The sequence below is a fragment of the Haloferax sp. Atlit-4N genome (assembly GCF_003383025.1).
Lineage (GTDB): Archaea > Halobacteriota > Halobacteria > Halobacteriales > Haloferacaceae > Haloferax > Haloferax gibbonsii.
Window position 1 is genome coordinate 1,001,651 of the sequence record NZ_PSYY01000002.1, and the last position, 14,044, is coordinate 1,015,694.

Genomic DNA, 14,044 nt, shown 5'->3' on the forward strand with positions numbered 1-14,044 from the left:
GCGGTGCCGAATAAGGTTTCTTATCCGCGGACGGCCTCGGCCGTAAAACGGTCTGACGGGCGCGCGGCGAACCCGCGACAGGCCCATAATCGTTGGCCGACAATCGTGAGGTATGGCGACCGACCAGACGGCGACCCGCGTGGTCGTCTCCTTTCCCGACGAACTCAGCGCGTGGGGCCGCGACCAGCTGACCACCGACCACTTCGTGACCTACCTGCAGCGGGTCCACGAGGACGCCGCGCCGGGCGACGAGTGGGAGGAGTTCCTCGACGTGGGCTGTTGCGGCGACGCGTTGACGCTGACGCTCCGCGTGGAGGGGCTCGACCCCGCGGACGCGACCGGAATCGGCGAGGAGACGACCGTCGAGTTCGTCGAGCGCGAGGGGAGCGTCCACGGCGGGTGGTGCGTCCAGAGCGCGGACGGTCCCGTCTCCTCGACCGGAACACAGCGGTAGCGAGAGGCGAAGCGGGAGCGAAGTAGACGAGCGAGCGGAGGGCGGAAAAGACCCGACTCAGGGCATGTAGCGGACCGCGACGACGCCCGGCTGCGAGCGGACTTCGACGCGGTTCACGTCGAGTCTGGCGGCCCGCGAGAGCAGCCCCTCGCGGTCCGAGAGGACATCGTCGACGGCCTGTTCGGTCATGTCGTCGGGAACCGAGAGGACGTGAATCTCGCCGGTGCCGGCGCGTTCCTCCCGGACGAGTTCGCCGTCGGGGTTGTCCGCGGCGATGTCGCGGGAGTTCGTCGTCGGCGACTCGGTGGAGCGCTCGACGGAGACGGTCCAGCGCGAGTCGACCTCGACGAGTTGCCACGAGACGTTCATCGGCGGGTCGGGCGCGACGGTCCCGCGGACGGCTTCGTCCTCGGAGACGCCGGGGTTCGACGAGAGCGCGTGAACCTGCCCGGAGTGAACGTCCTTCAGGACGGCCGACTCCTCGTCGGCGGCGGTGACGAGAAACGTTCCCGTTCGCTCGGACTCGGATTCGGTCTCGGACTCGGTCTCGGTCATCACCCGGTGTAAGCCGCCGGGCCTTTTCCCCGTTTCGGGCGCTTTCGACCGCGTGTGCCACCTGTACCCACGGCGACGGTGGGCTTTTCTCGCGGCGCTTCGACGCGACTGACGATGCCCGCGCTCTGGCGGTTGACCCGGACCGAGACGGCCCGACGCGTCTACGACGCGCTCAAAGCCCGCGGACTCACGGCGACGCAGATGGACGAGTACGTCGCGGACGCCGACGCGGCGGACGTCGGCCGCGACCCCCCGGCGGGCGTCGAGATTCGCGCGCTCGACCCCGCGGAGGCGACGCGGTTCGAAGCCCGATACGACGCGTTTTCCGAACTCAGAGGCGACGAGACGGCGGTGTGCGCGTTCGATGGTGGGGCAGACGAGGAACCTGTGCTCGTCGGCTATCTCTTCCTCGGCGACCCCGGCCTGACGTACCGCGTCCACCCGCTGGAGGCCGACGTGACCTTCCCCGGCGGCTACGTCCGCCGGGTGTTCGTCGCGCCCGAAGCGCGGAATCGCGGCATCGCCACCGCGCTCGTCTCGCGGGCCGTCGCGGTCGCCGGCGAGCGGGGGGCCGAAACGGTGCACGCGCTCGTCGCCCGCGACAACAGACCCTCGCAGTGGACCTTCGAGAGCGTCGGCTTCCGAGTCGCCCGAACCCGGGCGTACTACCGGGTCGGGCCGTGGCGTCGCCGGCGCGTCAAACCGCGTTCATAGCGGTACAGAGTGCTCAGTTACGTCCCGAGCGCTCCGTTCGGGAACGTTGATATATAGATATTTGATTTATATATACTATAGCGGTTAAATTTATACTCAATCGGCCGAGTGTGTCGGACAGACAGGCATGACGGACGAACTCAGGTCAGCACTTCGCGGGAGGCTGGACGCGGTCGACGCGCGGGCGAGCGAGGTCGTGCGCTCATCGACGGGGGAGAACATGATTTCGCGGCTCGGGGTCGCGGACTGGTTGAGTCTGGGCGCGCTCTTCTGGGCGTGGGTCGGCGCGATACTGTTCGTGTCGGGCGAGCCGAACTGGGCCATCGTGGCCGTCCTCGTCGGCTTCGCCTTCGACAAGGCCGACGGCTACTACGCCCGCAAGACCGGGACCGCCTCGGCGTTCGGCCGACAGATAGACTCCTTCATCGACATCTTCGCGTACCTCGTGTCGGCGGCGCTCCTGTACCACGTCGCGCTCGCGCCCAACCCGGTCGTGAGCGCCGTCGTCGGGTTCGTCGTCCTCACCTTCGGCGGCCTGCGACTCATCCGCCACAACAGCGAGGGCTTCGGCGACGACTCGGGGACCTCGTACTACCGCGGGACGACCGTCGTCCACACGCACCTCGTCGTGCTGGCGAACTACTTCCTCCTCCAGTTCGTCCCGCCGTGGAACGGCTGGGTCGCGGGCGCGACCATCGTGGCGGTCTGCCCGCTCATGACCTCCGACTACAAGGCGTACAAGACCGACGCGGGGCACCTCCTCGTCGGCGCCGCCGGCGTCCTGACGGTCGTCGGCTGTCTCGCGCTCGAATTCGGCGTGATATGAGCGGTCGGACGCAGGGCTCGCGGGAGGCGCGGACGCTCGCGGTCGACCTCCACGTCCACACCGACGCCTCCTACGACTGCGAGATGTCGGTCGAGGCGGTGTTGGCCCGCGCCGCGGCGGTCGGCCTGGACGCGGTCGCCATCACCGACCACGACTCGGTCGGGTCGCTCCCGCGGGCGTTCGACATCGCCCACGAGTACGGCGTCCGGGTCGTCCCCGGTGTCGAGGTCTCGACGGCCGACGGTCACCTCCTCGCGCTCGGCGTCGACGACCCGCCGGCGAGGGGACGACCGCTCTCCGAGACGGCGCGGGCGGTCCGCGAGTCGGGCGGCCTCGCGGTCGTACCGCACCCCTTTCAGACGTTCCGCCACGGCGCGTCCCGTCGGGCGATTCGGGACGTGGACGCCGTCGAGGTGTACAACGCGCACACGCTCACCGGGTTCAGAAACGGGCAGGCGCGGCGCTACGCCCGCCGCGAGGGCCTTCCGGGGACGGGTGGAAGCGACGCGCACCGACCCGCGTTAGTCGGACAGGCGTACACGGCCGTCTCGGTCGCGGCGGACGGTGGCGTCACGACCGACGCCATCTTGGACGGGGTTCGCGCCGGGCGGACCGTCGCGCGGGGGACGCGAACGACCGCCCGCCAGTACCTGCGGAAGTACGCGCTGAACGCCCGGCTCAAGACCGCCTCGTTCCTGTGACGGGCCGGCTGTTCGACTCGCCCGCGGCGCGGAACGCGGCGCTCCTCAGAGTCGGCGTCGTCGCGGTCGCCGCCGCGGTCCTCGCGGTCGCCGTCGCCGCGTTCGCCCCGCGGCTCGCCGACCCGGCGTGGATTCGCTCGGCGGTCGAATCGACCGGCCCGTTCGCGCCGCTGGCGTTCGTCGGCGTCCAGACCCTGCAGGTGATTCTCGCGCCGATTCCCGGGCAAGCCCTCGCCGCCGTCGGCGGTTACCTGTTCGGGACGGTCGCCGGGACGGCCTACAGCATGGTCGGCGTCGTCGCCGGGAGCGCAATCGTCTTCCTGCTCGCCCGGCGTTTCGGCCGACCCGCGGTCGAGCGCCTCGTCGCCGACGACGCGCTCGCGCGGTTCGACGGCGTCGCCGACCGCCGGGGCGTCGCCGGCCTGTTCGTCCTGTTTCTCCTGCCGGTGTTCCCGGACGACGCGCTCTGTGCGCTCGCCGGGGTCTCGCCGCTTCGACTGCGGACGCTCGTCGTCCTCGTCGCCGTCGGTCGCCTGCCGACGTTCGCGCTCGCGGCGGCCGCCGGGCGGAACGCGGGGGCGGCGAACTACGAGACGGTTGCGCTCCTCGTCGGCGTCGGCGTCGTGGCCTCGGCGGTCGTCTACCGCTACCGCGACGAGTTAGCGGCGCGAGTCGGGTGAGGCCGAGTCGGAAAAAAACGAGTCCGCGGCGGTTACCGAAGCAGTCGGTGAATCCCGTAGATTCCCACCGCGCACGCGACCGGCGGGACGAGCCCGTAGATTGCGGGCAGGTCGTAGAGGAGCTGGACGACGGGAACGAGTGCGGAGACGGTCACGGGACCCACCGTGAACGGCTCTGCGGGCGTCTGAAGCTCCGCCGGCACCGACGCGACGAGCCCGACGTACACCGACGCCATGAACACGAAGCCAGCGAGCGCGAGGCTCAGGTCGTACCGCGGCTCCGAGCCGGTGCGGCGGTGTCGTCGGGCGACGAACAGTACGGGAGCGACCAGCGGCGCGACGACGAACAGCCCCACGAGGACGTAGAACGACCGCGAGAGGGTGAGCGAGCCGCCGGGGACGCCGGCGGTCGCGCCGATGAGAACCACGAGTCCGAAGGCGACGAACAGCGAGACGACACCCGTCGCGAGGGCACCGACGAGCACGTAGCACTTGAACAGCCACGACTCGCTGTGCCGGAAGGCGTACGGGAACGCGCCGATGACGCCGCCGTAGTCGTCTGCCATCGGTCGCCCTTGGGAGCGGCCGCGATTAAAGCGACCGGTGTCGTTTTGACGCCGGGCGACGCGGCATTCTGTATGCAGGTAGACCTCGGGAACGTCCTGGACACGGCGTCGTCCCACGGCGTCTCGCGCGAGACGCTCGAACGACTCGACGGCCGCGTCGCGGCCGCCCACGACCGCATCGAACGGGGCCGAGAGGCCGGCGAGCACGGCTACGAATCGCTGAACCTCCCGAACAGCACCGACCCCGCGGCGATTCGGGACGCCGTGAGCCGGTTCGACGACCCCTCCGCGGTCGTCACCGTCGGCATCGGCGGGAGCGCCCTCGGCGCGGCCACCCTCACCGACGCCCTCGAAAGCGACGTCGACGCCTACTACCTCGACAACGTCGACCCCGAGGCCGTCGAGCGCCTCCTCGACTCGCTGGACCTCTCGTCGACGGTCGTCAACGTCGTCTCGCGGTCCGGCACGACCGCCGAGACGCTGGCGAACTTCCTCGTCGTGCAGGAGGCGATGGCCGACGCGGGCGTCGACTGGGCCGACCGTACCTTCGTCACGACCGGCGAGGAGGGCAATCTCCGCGACCTCGCCGACCAGCACGACCTCCCGTCGCTCCCCGTCCCGGACGGCGTCCCCGGCCGCTTTTCGGTGCTCTCGACGGTCGGCCTCGCCGCCGCGGCCCTCTGCGGCCACGACATCGAGGCGGTGCTGGAGGGCGCGGCCGCACAGGAAGCGCGCCTGTCGGACTCGCTTTTCGACTCGCCCGCCTACGCCTACGGCGCGGTCTCCTACGCCCTCGCCGAGCGCGGCATGCGGCAGAACGCGATGATGCCCTACGCCGAGTCGCTCGAAACGTTCTCCGAGTGGTTCGCCCAGCTGTGGGCCGAGTCGCTCGGAAAGGACGGCCTCGGCCAGACGCCCCTGCGAGCGCTCGGCGCGACCGACCAGCACTCCCAGCTCCAACTGTACCGCGCCGGCCCGCGCGACAAGCTCGTGACGCTCGTCCGCGCCACGGAGCGCGAGGACGTTTCCATCCCCGAGACCGACCTCGACGGCCTCGCGTACCTCGGCGGCTCGTCGCTCGGCGAACTGCTCGACGCCGAGTTCGAGGCGACCGAGGCGAGCCTCGCCGCGGCCGGCTGTCCGAACGTCCGCATCGAACTCGACCGCGTCGACGAGTACGGGCTGGGCGAACTCCTCTACGCGATGGAGGCCGCCTGCGTCCTCTACGGCGAGCTCGCCAGCGTTGACACGTTCATCCAGCCGGCGGTCGAGTGGGGCAAGCGCGCCGCCCGCGGCCTGCTCGGCGGCGGCGACTTCGCGGAGGCCGACGCGGTCGAAGAGAAGTCGCGGCTGGTCGTGGAGTAGTCGGAACGAGAGTCTCCCGGCGACCACGGCCGAGAGCTAACTTTTGCGACGACCACCGAACGACCACCCAGCGACGACCACCGAACAGTCCATGGGCGGGAGCTTTCGAGGGGGGTCCCGAAGTCCGGTTCTCCTCTCGAAACGACGCAAACGGCGCAGAGTCACGAGACTCCACGGAATCACGAGAATCGACCCGAATCGGTTATCCGACCCCGTTCCGAAGGGGAGGGCAATGGCACACGACACCGCCCGCACGTCTGCGAGCCCCGCAGACCACCTCCAAGCGTACGGTGGCATCATCATCGTCGTCGCCCTCTCGCTCCTCGTCGGCGCGACGTTCGGCTCGCTCGCCGGCGGCCTCGCTCGCGGCGTGGTTCCGGGTGACACCGCACTCATCGGCGCGATACAGAGCGCTGGGCAGTTCGTCGGCTTCGGCGTCGTCGGCGCGGGCTACCTCGCCGCCCGCGACGACTGGGACCTGATTCGGTTCGAGCGACCGACCGCGAGCGACGCCCTGTGGATCGTCGGCGGGTTCGTCGCCGTGATGGGCGTCTACCTCGGCGCGTCGGCGCTGATGTCAGCGCTCGGCATCCAGAGCGGCGACAGCGTCATCGCCCAGCAGGGCCGCGAGAACCCGGTGTACTTCCTGTATCTCACCGTCGTCACCATCGTCCTCGTCGGCCCGGCGGAGGAACTCATCTTCCGCGGCGTCGCCTTCGGCGAACTCCGCCGACTCTGGGGTCCCGCGCCCGCGGTCGTCCTGTCGAGTCTGGTGTTCGCGTCGATTCACGTCTGGTCGTTTTCCGGCGAGGGGGCCTTCGTCTCGCTGGGGATGGTGTTCCTCCTCGGGAGCGTCCTCGCGCTCGTCTACGAGAAAAGCGGGAACCTGCTCGTCGCCGCGCTGGTCCACGGGCTGTACAACGCGGTCCAGTTCCTCGTGAGCTACGCGCAGGCGACCGGCATGGTCTGAAAAAGAACGTCGGACAGCCGAGTCGAGTCGGCCGGTTCGACCGGCTTACGCCGGATTCTTCCGCGACAGCTCCATCCCGCAGATGGGACAGCGCTCTTTGTTCTCGTCGAACTCGCGGCCGCAGCCCTGACACTGGAACTTCCAGCTCCGCTGTTCTGCGATGCCGTCTTGGGCGATGACTTCGACGCCGACGTTGAGCCGCTCGGCGACGTTCTGCATCGCGTAGTCGTCGGTGACGAGCGTCGCGTCGAGTTCGAACGCGGCGGCGATGAGGCGCGTGTCGGTCTCCGAGAGCACGTCGCGGTCGCCGGTCTCGCCCGCGGCGCGGAGCACCTTGTCCACGGTTCCCTGTCCGGGGATGTGGACGTACATGCCCGCGCCTTCGAGGGCGTCGAACCGGAAGGCGTGCTCGCCGGTGAGTTCTTCCTTGACGAGGGGAATCGAGGCCGTCTCGTCGTCGGTGTGGTACTCGTTGATGAACGCAGAAGCGTCGAGAATCCGCATTGAGAATCTATCCTGAAACTACCGTTGGACGACGATGTAATCCTTGACCGCCTGCACGCGGTTCACCGGGACACGGAACCGACCGCGGTCGTCCTGGTCGAACGCCACGCGGCTCGGGGCGACCTGCTCGTTCGGCTGGACGAGGAGGTCGTGAAGCTCGCCCGATTTCAGATCCATCGTGATGTTGTACAGCATCCCGAGTTCCGTCCCGTCGGACCCCATGACGGCCTTTCCGGAGAGGTTCTCGGCGAGTATGTCGGCCATACACACCCCTTCCTCGCCGGTTCACATAAACGACACGGGCACGTCTGACGGGCGGCCGACGAGCGAATCCGGACCCGAGCGTGGGCCGCGAGAACAGTCGACACGGCGAATCGCGGGGTCGTGCGCCCGTGACGATGGACTTAACTTGAGTCACCGACTCGATTCCGGTAAGAGCTTTCTCCGGGGCGATTCTCCATGTCCGACACTGATTCGACGTCACAATCCGATACGCTTCGCACACCCATCGTGGCCGTCCTCGGCCACGTGGACCACGGGAAGACGAGTCTTCTCGACAAGATTCGCGGCTCCGCCGTCAGCGAGGGTGAGGCCGGTGCCATCACCCAGCACATCGGCGCGACCGCGGTCCCCTTAGACACCGTCTCGCAGATGGCCGGCAGCCTGGTCAAACCCGAGGACTTCGACCTCCCGGGGCTGTTGTTCATCGACACGCCGGGCCACCACTCCTTCAGCACCCTCCGCTCTCGCGGCGGGGCGCTCGCCGACATCGCCATCCTCGTGGTCGACGTGAACGACAGTTTCCAGCCGCAGACCGAGGAGGCCATCGACATCCTCAAACGAACGGGGACGCCGTTCATCGTGGCCGCGAACAAGATAGACACGACGCCGGGCTGGAACCCCCAAGAGGGGGCCCCCATCCAGAAGACCTACGAGGAACAGTCCCAGCGCGCCCGCTCGAAACTCGACGAGAAGCTGTACGAGATTATCGGCGAACTCTCCGACCGGGGCTTTTCCTCTGACTTCTACTGGCGCGTCCAGAACTTCCAGTCCAACATCGGCGTCGTCCCCGTCTCCGCGCTCACCGGCGAGGGCATTCCGGACCTGCTGGGCGTCCTCATGGGCCTCTCCCAGCGCTACATGAAAGACGAGATGGCCATCGACGTGGCCGGCCCCGGCTCCGGGACGGTCCTCGAAGTCAAGGAGGAACGTGGCTTCGGCGCGACCCTCGACGTGGTCCTCTACGACGGGACGATTCGCGCGGGCGACACCATCGTCGTCGGCGGCGCGAACGACCCCATCGTCACCGAGGTCCGCGCGCTCCTCCAGCCCCGACCGAACGCCGAGATTCGCACCGAAAAGCGGTTCGACAAGGTCGACGAGGTCGGTGCCGCGGCCGGTGTGAAAATCGCCGCCCCCGACCTCGAAGACGCGATGGCCGGCGCGCCGGTCCGCGTCGTCGGCGACCGCGACCTCGACGAGGTCATCCGCGAGGTCGAAGCCGAACTCGCCGACATCGAAGTGACGACCGAAGAGGAGGGCGTCGTCGTCAAGGCCGACACGCTCGGCAGCCTCGAAGCGATGGCGAACGCCTTACAGGAGGCCGAAGTCCCCATCCTCCGCGCCGAGGTCGGCGACATCGCCCCGCGCGACGTTGCCGTCGCCTCGACCGCCCGCGAACCCGAGCACAAGGTCATCCTCGGCTTCAACGTGGACGTGCTCTCGAACGCCGAGGCCGAACTCGACAAGAACGACGTGAAGCTGTTCGAAGACGACGTCATCTATCAGCTCGTCGAGGAGTACGAGGAGTACGTCGACGAGATGAAACGCGCCCAGCAGGAGACGATTCTCGACAAAATCGTCCGGCCGTGTCGCTTCCGCATCCTCCAGGACCACGTCTTCCGGCAGAACAACCCCGCCGTCGTCGGCGTCGAAATCATGTCCGGGACCATCAAGAACAACATGAACGTCGTGAAGTGGGAAGACGGCGAGCCCACTCGCGTCGGGCAGCTCTCGGGCATCCAAGAGAACGGCGAGGACGCGTCGAGCGCCCGCGCCGGCTCGCGCGTCAGCGTCGCCATCGACGGCCCGACGGTCGGCCGGCAGATAGACGAGGGCGACGAACTCTGGATCGAACTCCCCGAGAAGCACGCGAAGATTCTCGAACAGGAACTCCGCGACGACATCCCCACCGACGAACTGGAGGCGCTGTCCGGCTACCTCGAAAAGCACCGCCGCCGCGACCCCTTCTGGGGGAAGTAGGCGCGAGACGCGACCGGAAATCTCGCGGATTCACCGCGCCCGCGACGCCCGCCCGACGCGGTCCGGACGGCCGTTCCATTCGACCACCGGGACCGACCCGTCCGGCGAAATAGCTATTATTCACACGTTCGTACTCGTCTCCGAGTGGTATCATGCGCACACGAACTCCCCATAGCGACAGCATCGTCTCGGAAGCGACGCGGTACGACGCCATCCTCGCGACACTGCCGCTCCCAATAGTCGTCGGGACGGCGGCCGGCACGCTCTCGCCGCTCCCCCTCTCGCTCGTCGTGGGGGCGAGCGGCCTCGTCTCGGCGGCCGTGCTCGCTCACGGGTTGTTCGTTGCGACGCCGCGGTCGGCCGTCGGGCCGACACGCGGGTCGGATGCGTCCGCCGAGACCGACGTCCCGCTCGGCGGCGTTACGTCTCGCGCTCGCGACGACACCGGGCGAAACCGTCGTCGCGGGAGCGTCTGAGCGAGTTCACGCACTCGTTTTGCACTCAGGGGCGGTTCCACTCCCAGAACCAGTACGCCGCGCCGAACAGCATCAGCCCCGCGCCGAGCGCGGAGGTCGCCGGTTCCGGGAAGACAAACAGGAGGAATCCGACGATGATGAGCGTCGTCGGGCCGATCTCGTCCGCGTATCCGAGGAGCGAAGCCATACCTCCCTTTCGACCGCCTCCGTGAAGTGTATTGTTCTCGTTCTGAGAGGACGAGAGCGCTCGGAAGCGAAGCGACAGGCCGTGAAAGGAGTCGCGGAGTGAATCGGTCGGCGACCGCGCGTCAGTCGCCACTCGGACCCCGACGGCGGCGGGGGTCGTTCGGGGTTACCGCGCGGCGGGCGTGAGGTCGTCGCCGACGGCGCTCATCACCTGGAACGCCGCGGTCGCGGCGAGTCCGCGGGCGACCTCGTTTCGGTCCTCGTCGGTGAGTCCGGCGTCGAGTTCGTCGGCGTCCGGCGAGAAGCCGGCGCTGACGGGGTGGCCGACGGGCGGGTGGACGGCCACGGTCGCCAGCGGTCCGTTCGACCCCGTCGAGAGCTCCGAGCCGACGGCGAACCCCTCGGGGAGATACGACTCGGTGCGCGAGACGATGCCGGCGACGGCCCGCCGGAGTGCGTCCATCTGCTCGACGGTCAGTTCTCGGTTGGCCGACGGCTGGCCGGCCCCAGCCACGCCGGGAGCGCCCGCATATGGGTTGTTCCCGTTCATCAGTCGTCTGCGATACGGGAAGGACGTGTAAAAAGCCGTCGTCGGCGGTGATGTGGCGAGCGAATCGAAACCGGGTGACGACGCGGTTGCGACGCGGGCGAGGCCGTCGCGGCGCGGACGAGACCGTCGCGGCTCGGTCTCGGCTCGGTCGCGGCGCGGTCACGACGCCGTCCGCGGGAGCGACACGGTGACCACGGTCCCGTGGGCCTTCGGCTTCGAGATGTCGAGGGAGCCGCCGGACGCGTCGACGATGGCGCGAACCAGCCAGAGGCCGACCCCGCTCGTGTGCGAAAGCGGCGTCTCCGAGCCGGAAAGGAGGGCGTCGCGCTCGGCATCGGGGATACCGGGGCCGTTGTCGGTGACGGTCACCCCGGCGACTTCGCCGAGTTGCCAGACGCCGACGTGCACCTCCGGTTCGTCGCAGTCGGCGTGGACGACGGCGTTGTCGAGTAACTCCGCGAGACTCCGCGGGAGCGCCGGATGCGCCCGCACGACGAGCGACTCCGGCGAGGCGACCGAGACCTGCACCTCCGGATACTCCATTTCGAGGTCCTCGACGGCGTCCGCGACCGCACAGGAGAGGTCGACGTCGACCTCGTTCCCCTCCGCGAGTTCGACGGTGCGGAGGAGCGCGACCTCGTCGCTCACTTCGACCAGCCGGTTCGCGCGCACCTGAATCGCCTCGACCGGGTCGATGTTCGAACCCGCGTCGCCTTTCGACTCGACGAGTTCGGCGTAGCCGAGGATGGCGGTGCAGGCGTTTCTGATGTCGTGTCTGAGGATTCGATGGAGGACGCTCGTGTGTGCGAGCGTCGACTCCAGTTGCTCGGAGGTCCGGTTCAGTTTGGACTGGCTCCGGTTGACGAGGGCGTACACCAACAGCGCCGAGAGGCCGACGAACAGCCATCCCTTCGCCGTCTGGATGAGTTCGTGGTTCGGGAGTCCCTCTACGAGACTGTCGCTCGTCGCGACCCAGAGGAAGCCGAAGGCGGCGTAGATAAGCGCCACTCGCCCGGGAGACAGGTCGAACGGCGCGTCACCACTCATGCCGGAAGGGTTCTCACAAAAGCTGATGAGTCCGTCGGTCAGCGCGGGGACCGTCAGAAGATGGATTCGCTCTGCCCGTAGGCCGCGACCGTGACGGCGGTGGTGTAGCCGTCGCCCTCGTGGGTCCCGGTCGTGAGCGCGACTTCCTCGTCGTCGAACGACCACTCGCGGAGGTTCCGGCCCGCTTCGAGCCCGTCGAGGACGGCCGCGCGAACGCTCGCTTCGTCGGTGCCGGACGCCTCGTAGAACAGGCCGGGTCCGGAGCCGGTCGCCCAGCCGAGGCCGGCGACGACCGTCTCGCCGGGCGTCGAGGTGGTCTCGCGGGCCTGCACCACGGTCAGTCGGTTGCCCGCCGGGCCGAGGTCGGGGGCCACGTCGACCGCCTCGACGGTCGCGTCGGCGGGTACGACCGAGGAGACGGCGACGAGGTTGTAGTTGTGGACGTTAGCGGCGGCGAGGGCGGCGTCGTACGACGCCATCTCGGTGGGGGCGGTGCCGACCCCGCGGACGACGCGAATCGTGTTCATGTCCGAACTCTCGCGGCGGCGGAAAAGGGGGTTACGAATAGTGGCGCTCGAAAGCCGGGGCGAGGCGGGGGCGTCGACGACCGCCGCGACGCCGGTTCCCGGCCGGGTTCAGTACTGGTAGTCCGTGAAGCCCGAGATGGGGCCGGTGCCGGACTCCTCGACGTTCGAGAGCTTCTCGTGGGCGGCGTCGAAGTCCGCGCCCGTCACCTCGGTCCGGCCGTCGCGGATGGCGAACATCCCGGCCTCGGTCGTGAGCGACGCGATGTCCGCGCCGGAGTAGTCGTCGAGTTCCTCGGCGAGCGCGTCGAGGTCCACGTCGTCGGCGACGTTCATGTCGCGGGTGTGGATGTCGAGGATGCGGCGGCGGCCCTCGACGGCGGGCTTGGGCACCTCGATGAGGCGGTCGAACCGCCCCGGCCGGAGAATGGCCTCGTCGAGCATGTCGAAGCGGTTAGTCGCCGCGATGATGCGGATGTCGCCGCGGTCGTCGAAGCCGTCCATCTCCGAGAGCAGTTGCATCATCGTGCGCTGAACCTCGGCGTCGCCGGAGGTCTTCGAGTCCGTGCGCTTCGAGGCGACGGCGTCGATTTCGTCGATGAAGATGACCACCGGTTCGCGCTCGGCGGCGAGCTTGAACAGGTCGCGGACGAGCCGCGCGCCCTCGCCGATGAACTTCTGGACGAGTTCGGAGCCGGCCATCTTGATGAACGAGGCGTTGGTCTCGTTGGCGACGGCCTTCGCGAGCATCGTCTTCCCCGTTCCCGGCGGGCCGTACAGGAGCACGCCCGCGGGCGGGTCGATGCCGACTTCCTCGAACATCTCGGGGTTCTCGAGGGGCTGTTCGACCGCCTCGCGGACCTCGCGGACCTGCTCGTCGATGCCGCCGATGTCGTCGTAGGTGACCGTCGGCGACTCGACGACCTCCATCGCCTGCGCCCGCGCGTCCGTCTCGTCGTCGAGGACGGTCTGGACGGCGAACGAATCGTTGATGGCGACGCGGTCGCCGGGTTCGATGTCGTCGATGTTCAGGCTCGGTGCGAACTCGGTCAGGACCTCCTGGTTGTTGCCGTGCTGCTTGATGATGACGCCGTCGTCGGTCAGTTCTTCGACCGTGGCGATGTAGTACGAGGCCGTCTTCAGGGCCTCGTTTCGCGCCTTCATCTGGTCGACCTCGTCGACCAGTTCGGCGTGACGGTCGTCGGCGTTCTGGAGCCGCTGGTCGAGTTCGCGGTTGACGTCGACCATGCGTTCGAAGTGCTGGCGGAGTGCAGAGAGGCGCTCTGCATCCGACATCTCGGGGTCCAGATCGAGATGAGGACGTTCCGGGAGAGATGGACTCCGTGACATCAGTGATTGGCCACACTTAGGCATGCGCGTAAATGTGCCTTTGGGTCAGAGAACACGAGTGCGCCGCTCGAAGCGGTTTTAGGTGACAGCGCCCCCGTGGCCGCTCGCTTTCCGGGCGAATCGAAGGCCCGCGGGCGGTGTCTGCGACTCGCGCGAAGCGAAACGGGCCCAACAGGAACACGCGCACTGAAGAAGGTGTGAAAGGAGGAAGTTGCGGAGGTTCGGTGTGTACAGGTCGCCCCTCGTTTCGGCCCGACATGTCCTCCGCGAGGACAAATACGACGCCCATCGACTTGAAACGAATTCGTAATCGC

18 protein-coding genes are annotated in these 14,044 nt (G+C 68.4%); 9 read left to right on the forward strand and 9 right to left on the reverse strand.

Features of this window, described 5'->3' with window-relative positions:
- Positions 1-112: 112 nt before the first annotated feature.
- Complete coding sequence (locus C5C07_RS14110; RefSeq protein WP_004976286.1) at positions 113-454, forward strand: hypothetical protein; 342 nt, start codon at positions 113-115, stop codon at positions 452-454.
- 57 nt (positions 455-511) lie between these two features.
- Here the strand turns inward: C5C07_RS14110 and C5C07_RS14115 are convergent, their stop codons facing one another.
- Positions 512-1,009, reverse strand: coding sequence for a DUF5812 family protein (locus C5C07_RS14115; RefSeq protein WP_004976287.1), 498 nt, complete (start codon positions 1,007-1,009; stop codon positions 512-514).
- Positions 1,010-1,123: 114 nt separating this feature from the next.
- Here C5C07_RS14115 and C5C07_RS14120 point away from each other — a divergent pair, with 114 nt between their 5' ends.
- The 4 genes from C5C07_RS14120 (at position 1,124) to C5C07_RS14135 (ending at position 3,930) form a co-directional block, all read left to right on the forward strand.
- On the forward strand, positions 1,124-1,723 hold the full coding sequence (locus tag C5C07_RS14120; RefSeq protein ID WP_004976288.1) for a GNAT family N-acetyltransferase: 600 nt from the start codon (positions 1,124-1,126) through the stop codon (positions 1,721-1,723).
- Between the two features lie 127 nt (positions 1,724-1,850).
- Positions 1,851-2,549 carry a CDP-alcohol phosphatidyltransferase family protein gene (locus tag C5C07_RS14125; protein WP_004976289.1) on the forward strand — a complete coding sequence of 233 codons (699 nt, stop codon included), beginning with the start codon at positions 1,851-1,853 and terminating at the stop codon, positions 2,547-2,549.
- Positions 2,546-3,250 (forward strand): PHP domain-containing protein, encoded by a 705-nt coding sequence (locus C5C07_RS14130; protein WP_004976290.1) that lies wholly within the window; start codon positions 2,546-2,548, stop codon positions 3,248-3,250. Before C5C07_RS14125 ends, C5C07_RS14130 begins: the two co-directional genes overlap by 4 nt.
- Entirely contained in the window at positions 3,247-3,930 is a 684-nt protein-coding gene (locus tag C5C07_RS14135; RefSeq protein WP_115805325.1) for a TVP38/TMEM64 family protein, read from the forward strand. The genes C5C07_RS14130 and C5C07_RS14135 overlap by 4 nt, the downstream gene beginning before the upstream one ends.
- A 32-nt stretch (positions 3,931-3,962) precedes the next feature.
- On the opposite strand, the gene C5C07_RS14140 is transcribed toward C5C07_RS14135, so the two are convergent.
- A complete protein-coding gene (locus tag C5C07_RS14140; protein ID WP_004976292.1) occupies positions 3,963-4,496 on the reverse strand; it encodes a hypothetical protein in 534 nt (177 codons plus the stop codon).
- A 72-nt stretch (positions 4,497-4,568) separates the two neighbouring features.
- On the opposite strand from C5C07_RS14140, the gene C5C07_RS14145 reads away from it, so the two are divergent.
- The gene (locus C5C07_RS14145) at positions 4,569-5,861 is read left to right on the forward strand and encodes a glucose-6-phosphate isomerase (protein ID WP_115805326.1); all 1,293 of its coding nucleotides are present in this window, start codon (positions 4,569-4,571) and stop codon (positions 5,859-5,861) included.
- Between the two features lie 232 nt (positions 5,862-6,093).
- The gene (locus tag C5C07_RS14150) at positions 6,094-6,831 is read left to right on the forward strand and encodes a CPBP family intramembrane glutamic endopeptidase (protein WP_115805327.1); all 738 of its coding nucleotides are present in this window, start codon (positions 6,094-6,096) and stop codon (positions 6,829-6,831) included.
- Between the two features lie 45 nt (positions 6,832-6,876).
- Here the strand turns inward: C5C07_RS14150 and C5C07_RS14155 are convergent, their stop codons facing one another.
- Positions 6,877-7,335, reverse strand: a complete 459-nt coding sequence (locus C5C07_RS14155) for an NOB1 family endonuclease (protein WP_004976295.1) — start codon at positions 7,333-7,335, stop codon at positions 6,877-6,879.
- Positions 7,336-7,353: 18 nt separating this feature from the next.
- Positions 7,354-7,599 (reverse strand): PRC-barrel domain-containing protein, encoded by a 246-nt coding sequence (locus C5C07_RS14160; protein ID WP_004976296.1) that lies wholly within the window; start codon positions 7,597-7,599, stop codon positions 7,354-7,356.
- 195 nt (positions 7,600-7,794) lie between these two features.
- On the opposite strand from C5C07_RS14160, the gene infB reads away from it, so the two are divergent.
- Together infB and C5C07_RS14170 are read left to right on the forward strand one after the other, a co-directional pair.
- The gene (infB, locus tag C5C07_RS14165) at positions 7,795-9,597 is read left to right on the forward strand and encodes a translation initiation factor IF-2 (RefSeq protein ID WP_050459307.1); all 1,803 of its coding nucleotides are present in this window, start codon (positions 7,795-7,797) and stop codon (positions 9,595-9,597) included.
- Between the two features lie 152 nt (positions 9,598-9,749).
- Complete coding sequence (locus C5C07_RS14170; RefSeq protein WP_115805328.1) at positions 9,750-10,073, forward strand: hypothetical protein; 324 nt, start codon at positions 9,750-9,752, stop codon at positions 10,071-10,073.
- A 25-nt stretch (positions 10,074-10,098) separates the two neighbouring features.
- Here the strand turns inward: C5C07_RS14170 and C5C07_RS21745 are convergent, their stop codons facing one another.
- From C5C07_RS21745 to pan2, 5 genes are all read right to left on the reverse strand, one after another.
- Positions 10,099-10,260: a hypothetical protein gene (locus tag C5C07_RS21745; protein ID WP_004976299.1), complete on the reverse strand. Its 162-nt coding sequence runs from the start codon at positions 10,258-10,260 to the stop codon at positions 10,099-10,101.
- Between the two features lie 165 nt (positions 10,261-10,425).
- Positions 10,426-10,809 (reverse strand): DUF5811 family protein, encoded by a 384-nt coding sequence (locus C5C07_RS14175; protein WP_004976300.1) that lies wholly within the window; start codon positions 10,807-10,809, stop codon positions 10,426-10,428.
- A 159-nt stretch (positions 10,810-10,968) separates the two neighbouring features.
- Complete coding sequence (locus C5C07_RS14180) at positions 10,969-11,817, reverse strand: sensor histidine kinase KdpD (RefSeq protein ID WP_115805476.1); 849 nt, start codon at positions 11,815-11,817, stop codon at positions 10,969-10,971.
- Positions 11,818-11,909: 92 nt separating this feature from the next.
- Positions 11,910-12,383 (reverse strand): pyruvoyl-dependent arginine decarboxylase, encoded by a 474-nt coding sequence (locus C5C07_RS14185; protein WP_004976302.1) that lies wholly within the window; start codon positions 12,381-12,383, stop codon positions 11,910-11,912.
- A gap of 108 nt (positions 12,384-12,491) precedes the next feature.
- A complete protein-coding gene (gene pan2 / locus C5C07_RS14190; RefSeq protein WP_050459305.1) occupies positions 12,492-13,730 on the reverse strand; it encodes a proteasome-activating nucleotidase Pan2 in 1,239 nt (412 codons plus the stop codon).
- Positions 13,731-14,044 lie beyond the last annotated feature (314 nt).

Excerpts from the sequence above, each read along its gene's own strand:
- C5C07_RS14185 (WP_004976302.1), bottom strand. The coding sequence starts at position 12,383 with ATGAACACGATTCGCGTCGTCCGCGGGGTCGGCACCGCCCCCACCGAG.
- C5C07_RS14170 (WP_115805328.1), top strand. The coding sequence starts at position 9,750 with ATGCGCACACGAACTCCCCATAGCGACAGCATCGTCTCGGAAGCGACG.
- C5C07_RS14145 (WP_115805326.1), top strand. The coding sequence starts at position 4,569 with ATGCAGGTAGACCTCGGGAACGTCCTGGACACGGCGTCGTCCCACGGC.
- C5C07_RS14120 (WP_004976288.1), top strand. The coding sequence starts at position 1,124 with ATGCCCGCGCTCTGGCGGTTGACCCGGACCGAGACGGCCCGACGCGTC.
- C5C07_RS21745 (WP_004976299.1), bottom strand. The coding sequence starts at position 10,260 with ATGGCTTCGCTCCTCGGATACGCGGACGAGATCGGCCCGACGACGCTC.
- C5C07_RS14115 (WP_004976287.1), bottom strand. The coding sequence starts at position 1,009 with ATGACCGAGACCGAGTCCGAGACCGAATCCGAGTCCGAGCGAACGGGA.
- C5C07_RS14125 (WP_004976289.1), top strand. The coding sequence starts at position 1,851 with ATGACGGACGAACTCAGGTCAGCACTTCGCGGGAGGCTGGACGCGGTC.
- C5C07_RS14175 (WP_004976300.1), bottom strand. The coding sequence starts at position 10,809 with ATGAACGGGAACAACCCATATGCGGGCGCTCCCGGCGTGGCTGGGGCC.
- C5C07_RS14150 (WP_115805327.1), top strand. The coding sequence starts at position 6,094 with ATGGCACACGACACCGCCCGCACGTCTGCGAGCCCCGCAGACCACCTC.
- pan2 (WP_050459305.1), bottom strand. The coding sequence starts at position 13,730 with ATGTCACGGAGTCCATCTCTCCCGGAACGTCCTCATCTCGATCTGGAC.
- C5C07_RS14110 (WP_004976286.1), top strand. The coding sequence starts at position 113 with ATGGCGACCGACCAGACGGCGACCCGCGTGGTCGTCTCCTTTCCCGAC.
- C5C07_RS14140 (WP_004976292.1), bottom strand. The coding sequence starts at position 4,496 with ATGGCAGACGACTACGGCGGCGTCATCGGCGCGTTCCCGTACGCCTTC.
- C5C07_RS14155 (WP_004976295.1), bottom strand. The coding sequence starts at position 7,335 with ATGCGGATTCTCGACGCTTCTGCGTTCATCAACGAGTACCACACCGAC.
- C5C07_RS14160 (WP_004976296.1), bottom strand. The coding sequence starts at position 7,599 with ATGGCCGACATACTCGCCGAGAACCTCTCCGGAAAGGCCGTCATGGGG.
- infB (WP_050459307.1), top strand. The coding sequence starts at position 7,795 with ATGTCCGACACTGATTCGACGTCACAATCCGATACGCTTCGCACACCC.
- C5C07_RS14130 (WP_004976290.1), top strand. The coding sequence starts at position 2,546 with ATGAGCGGTCGGACGCAGGGCTCGCGGGAGGCGCGGACGCTCGCGGTC.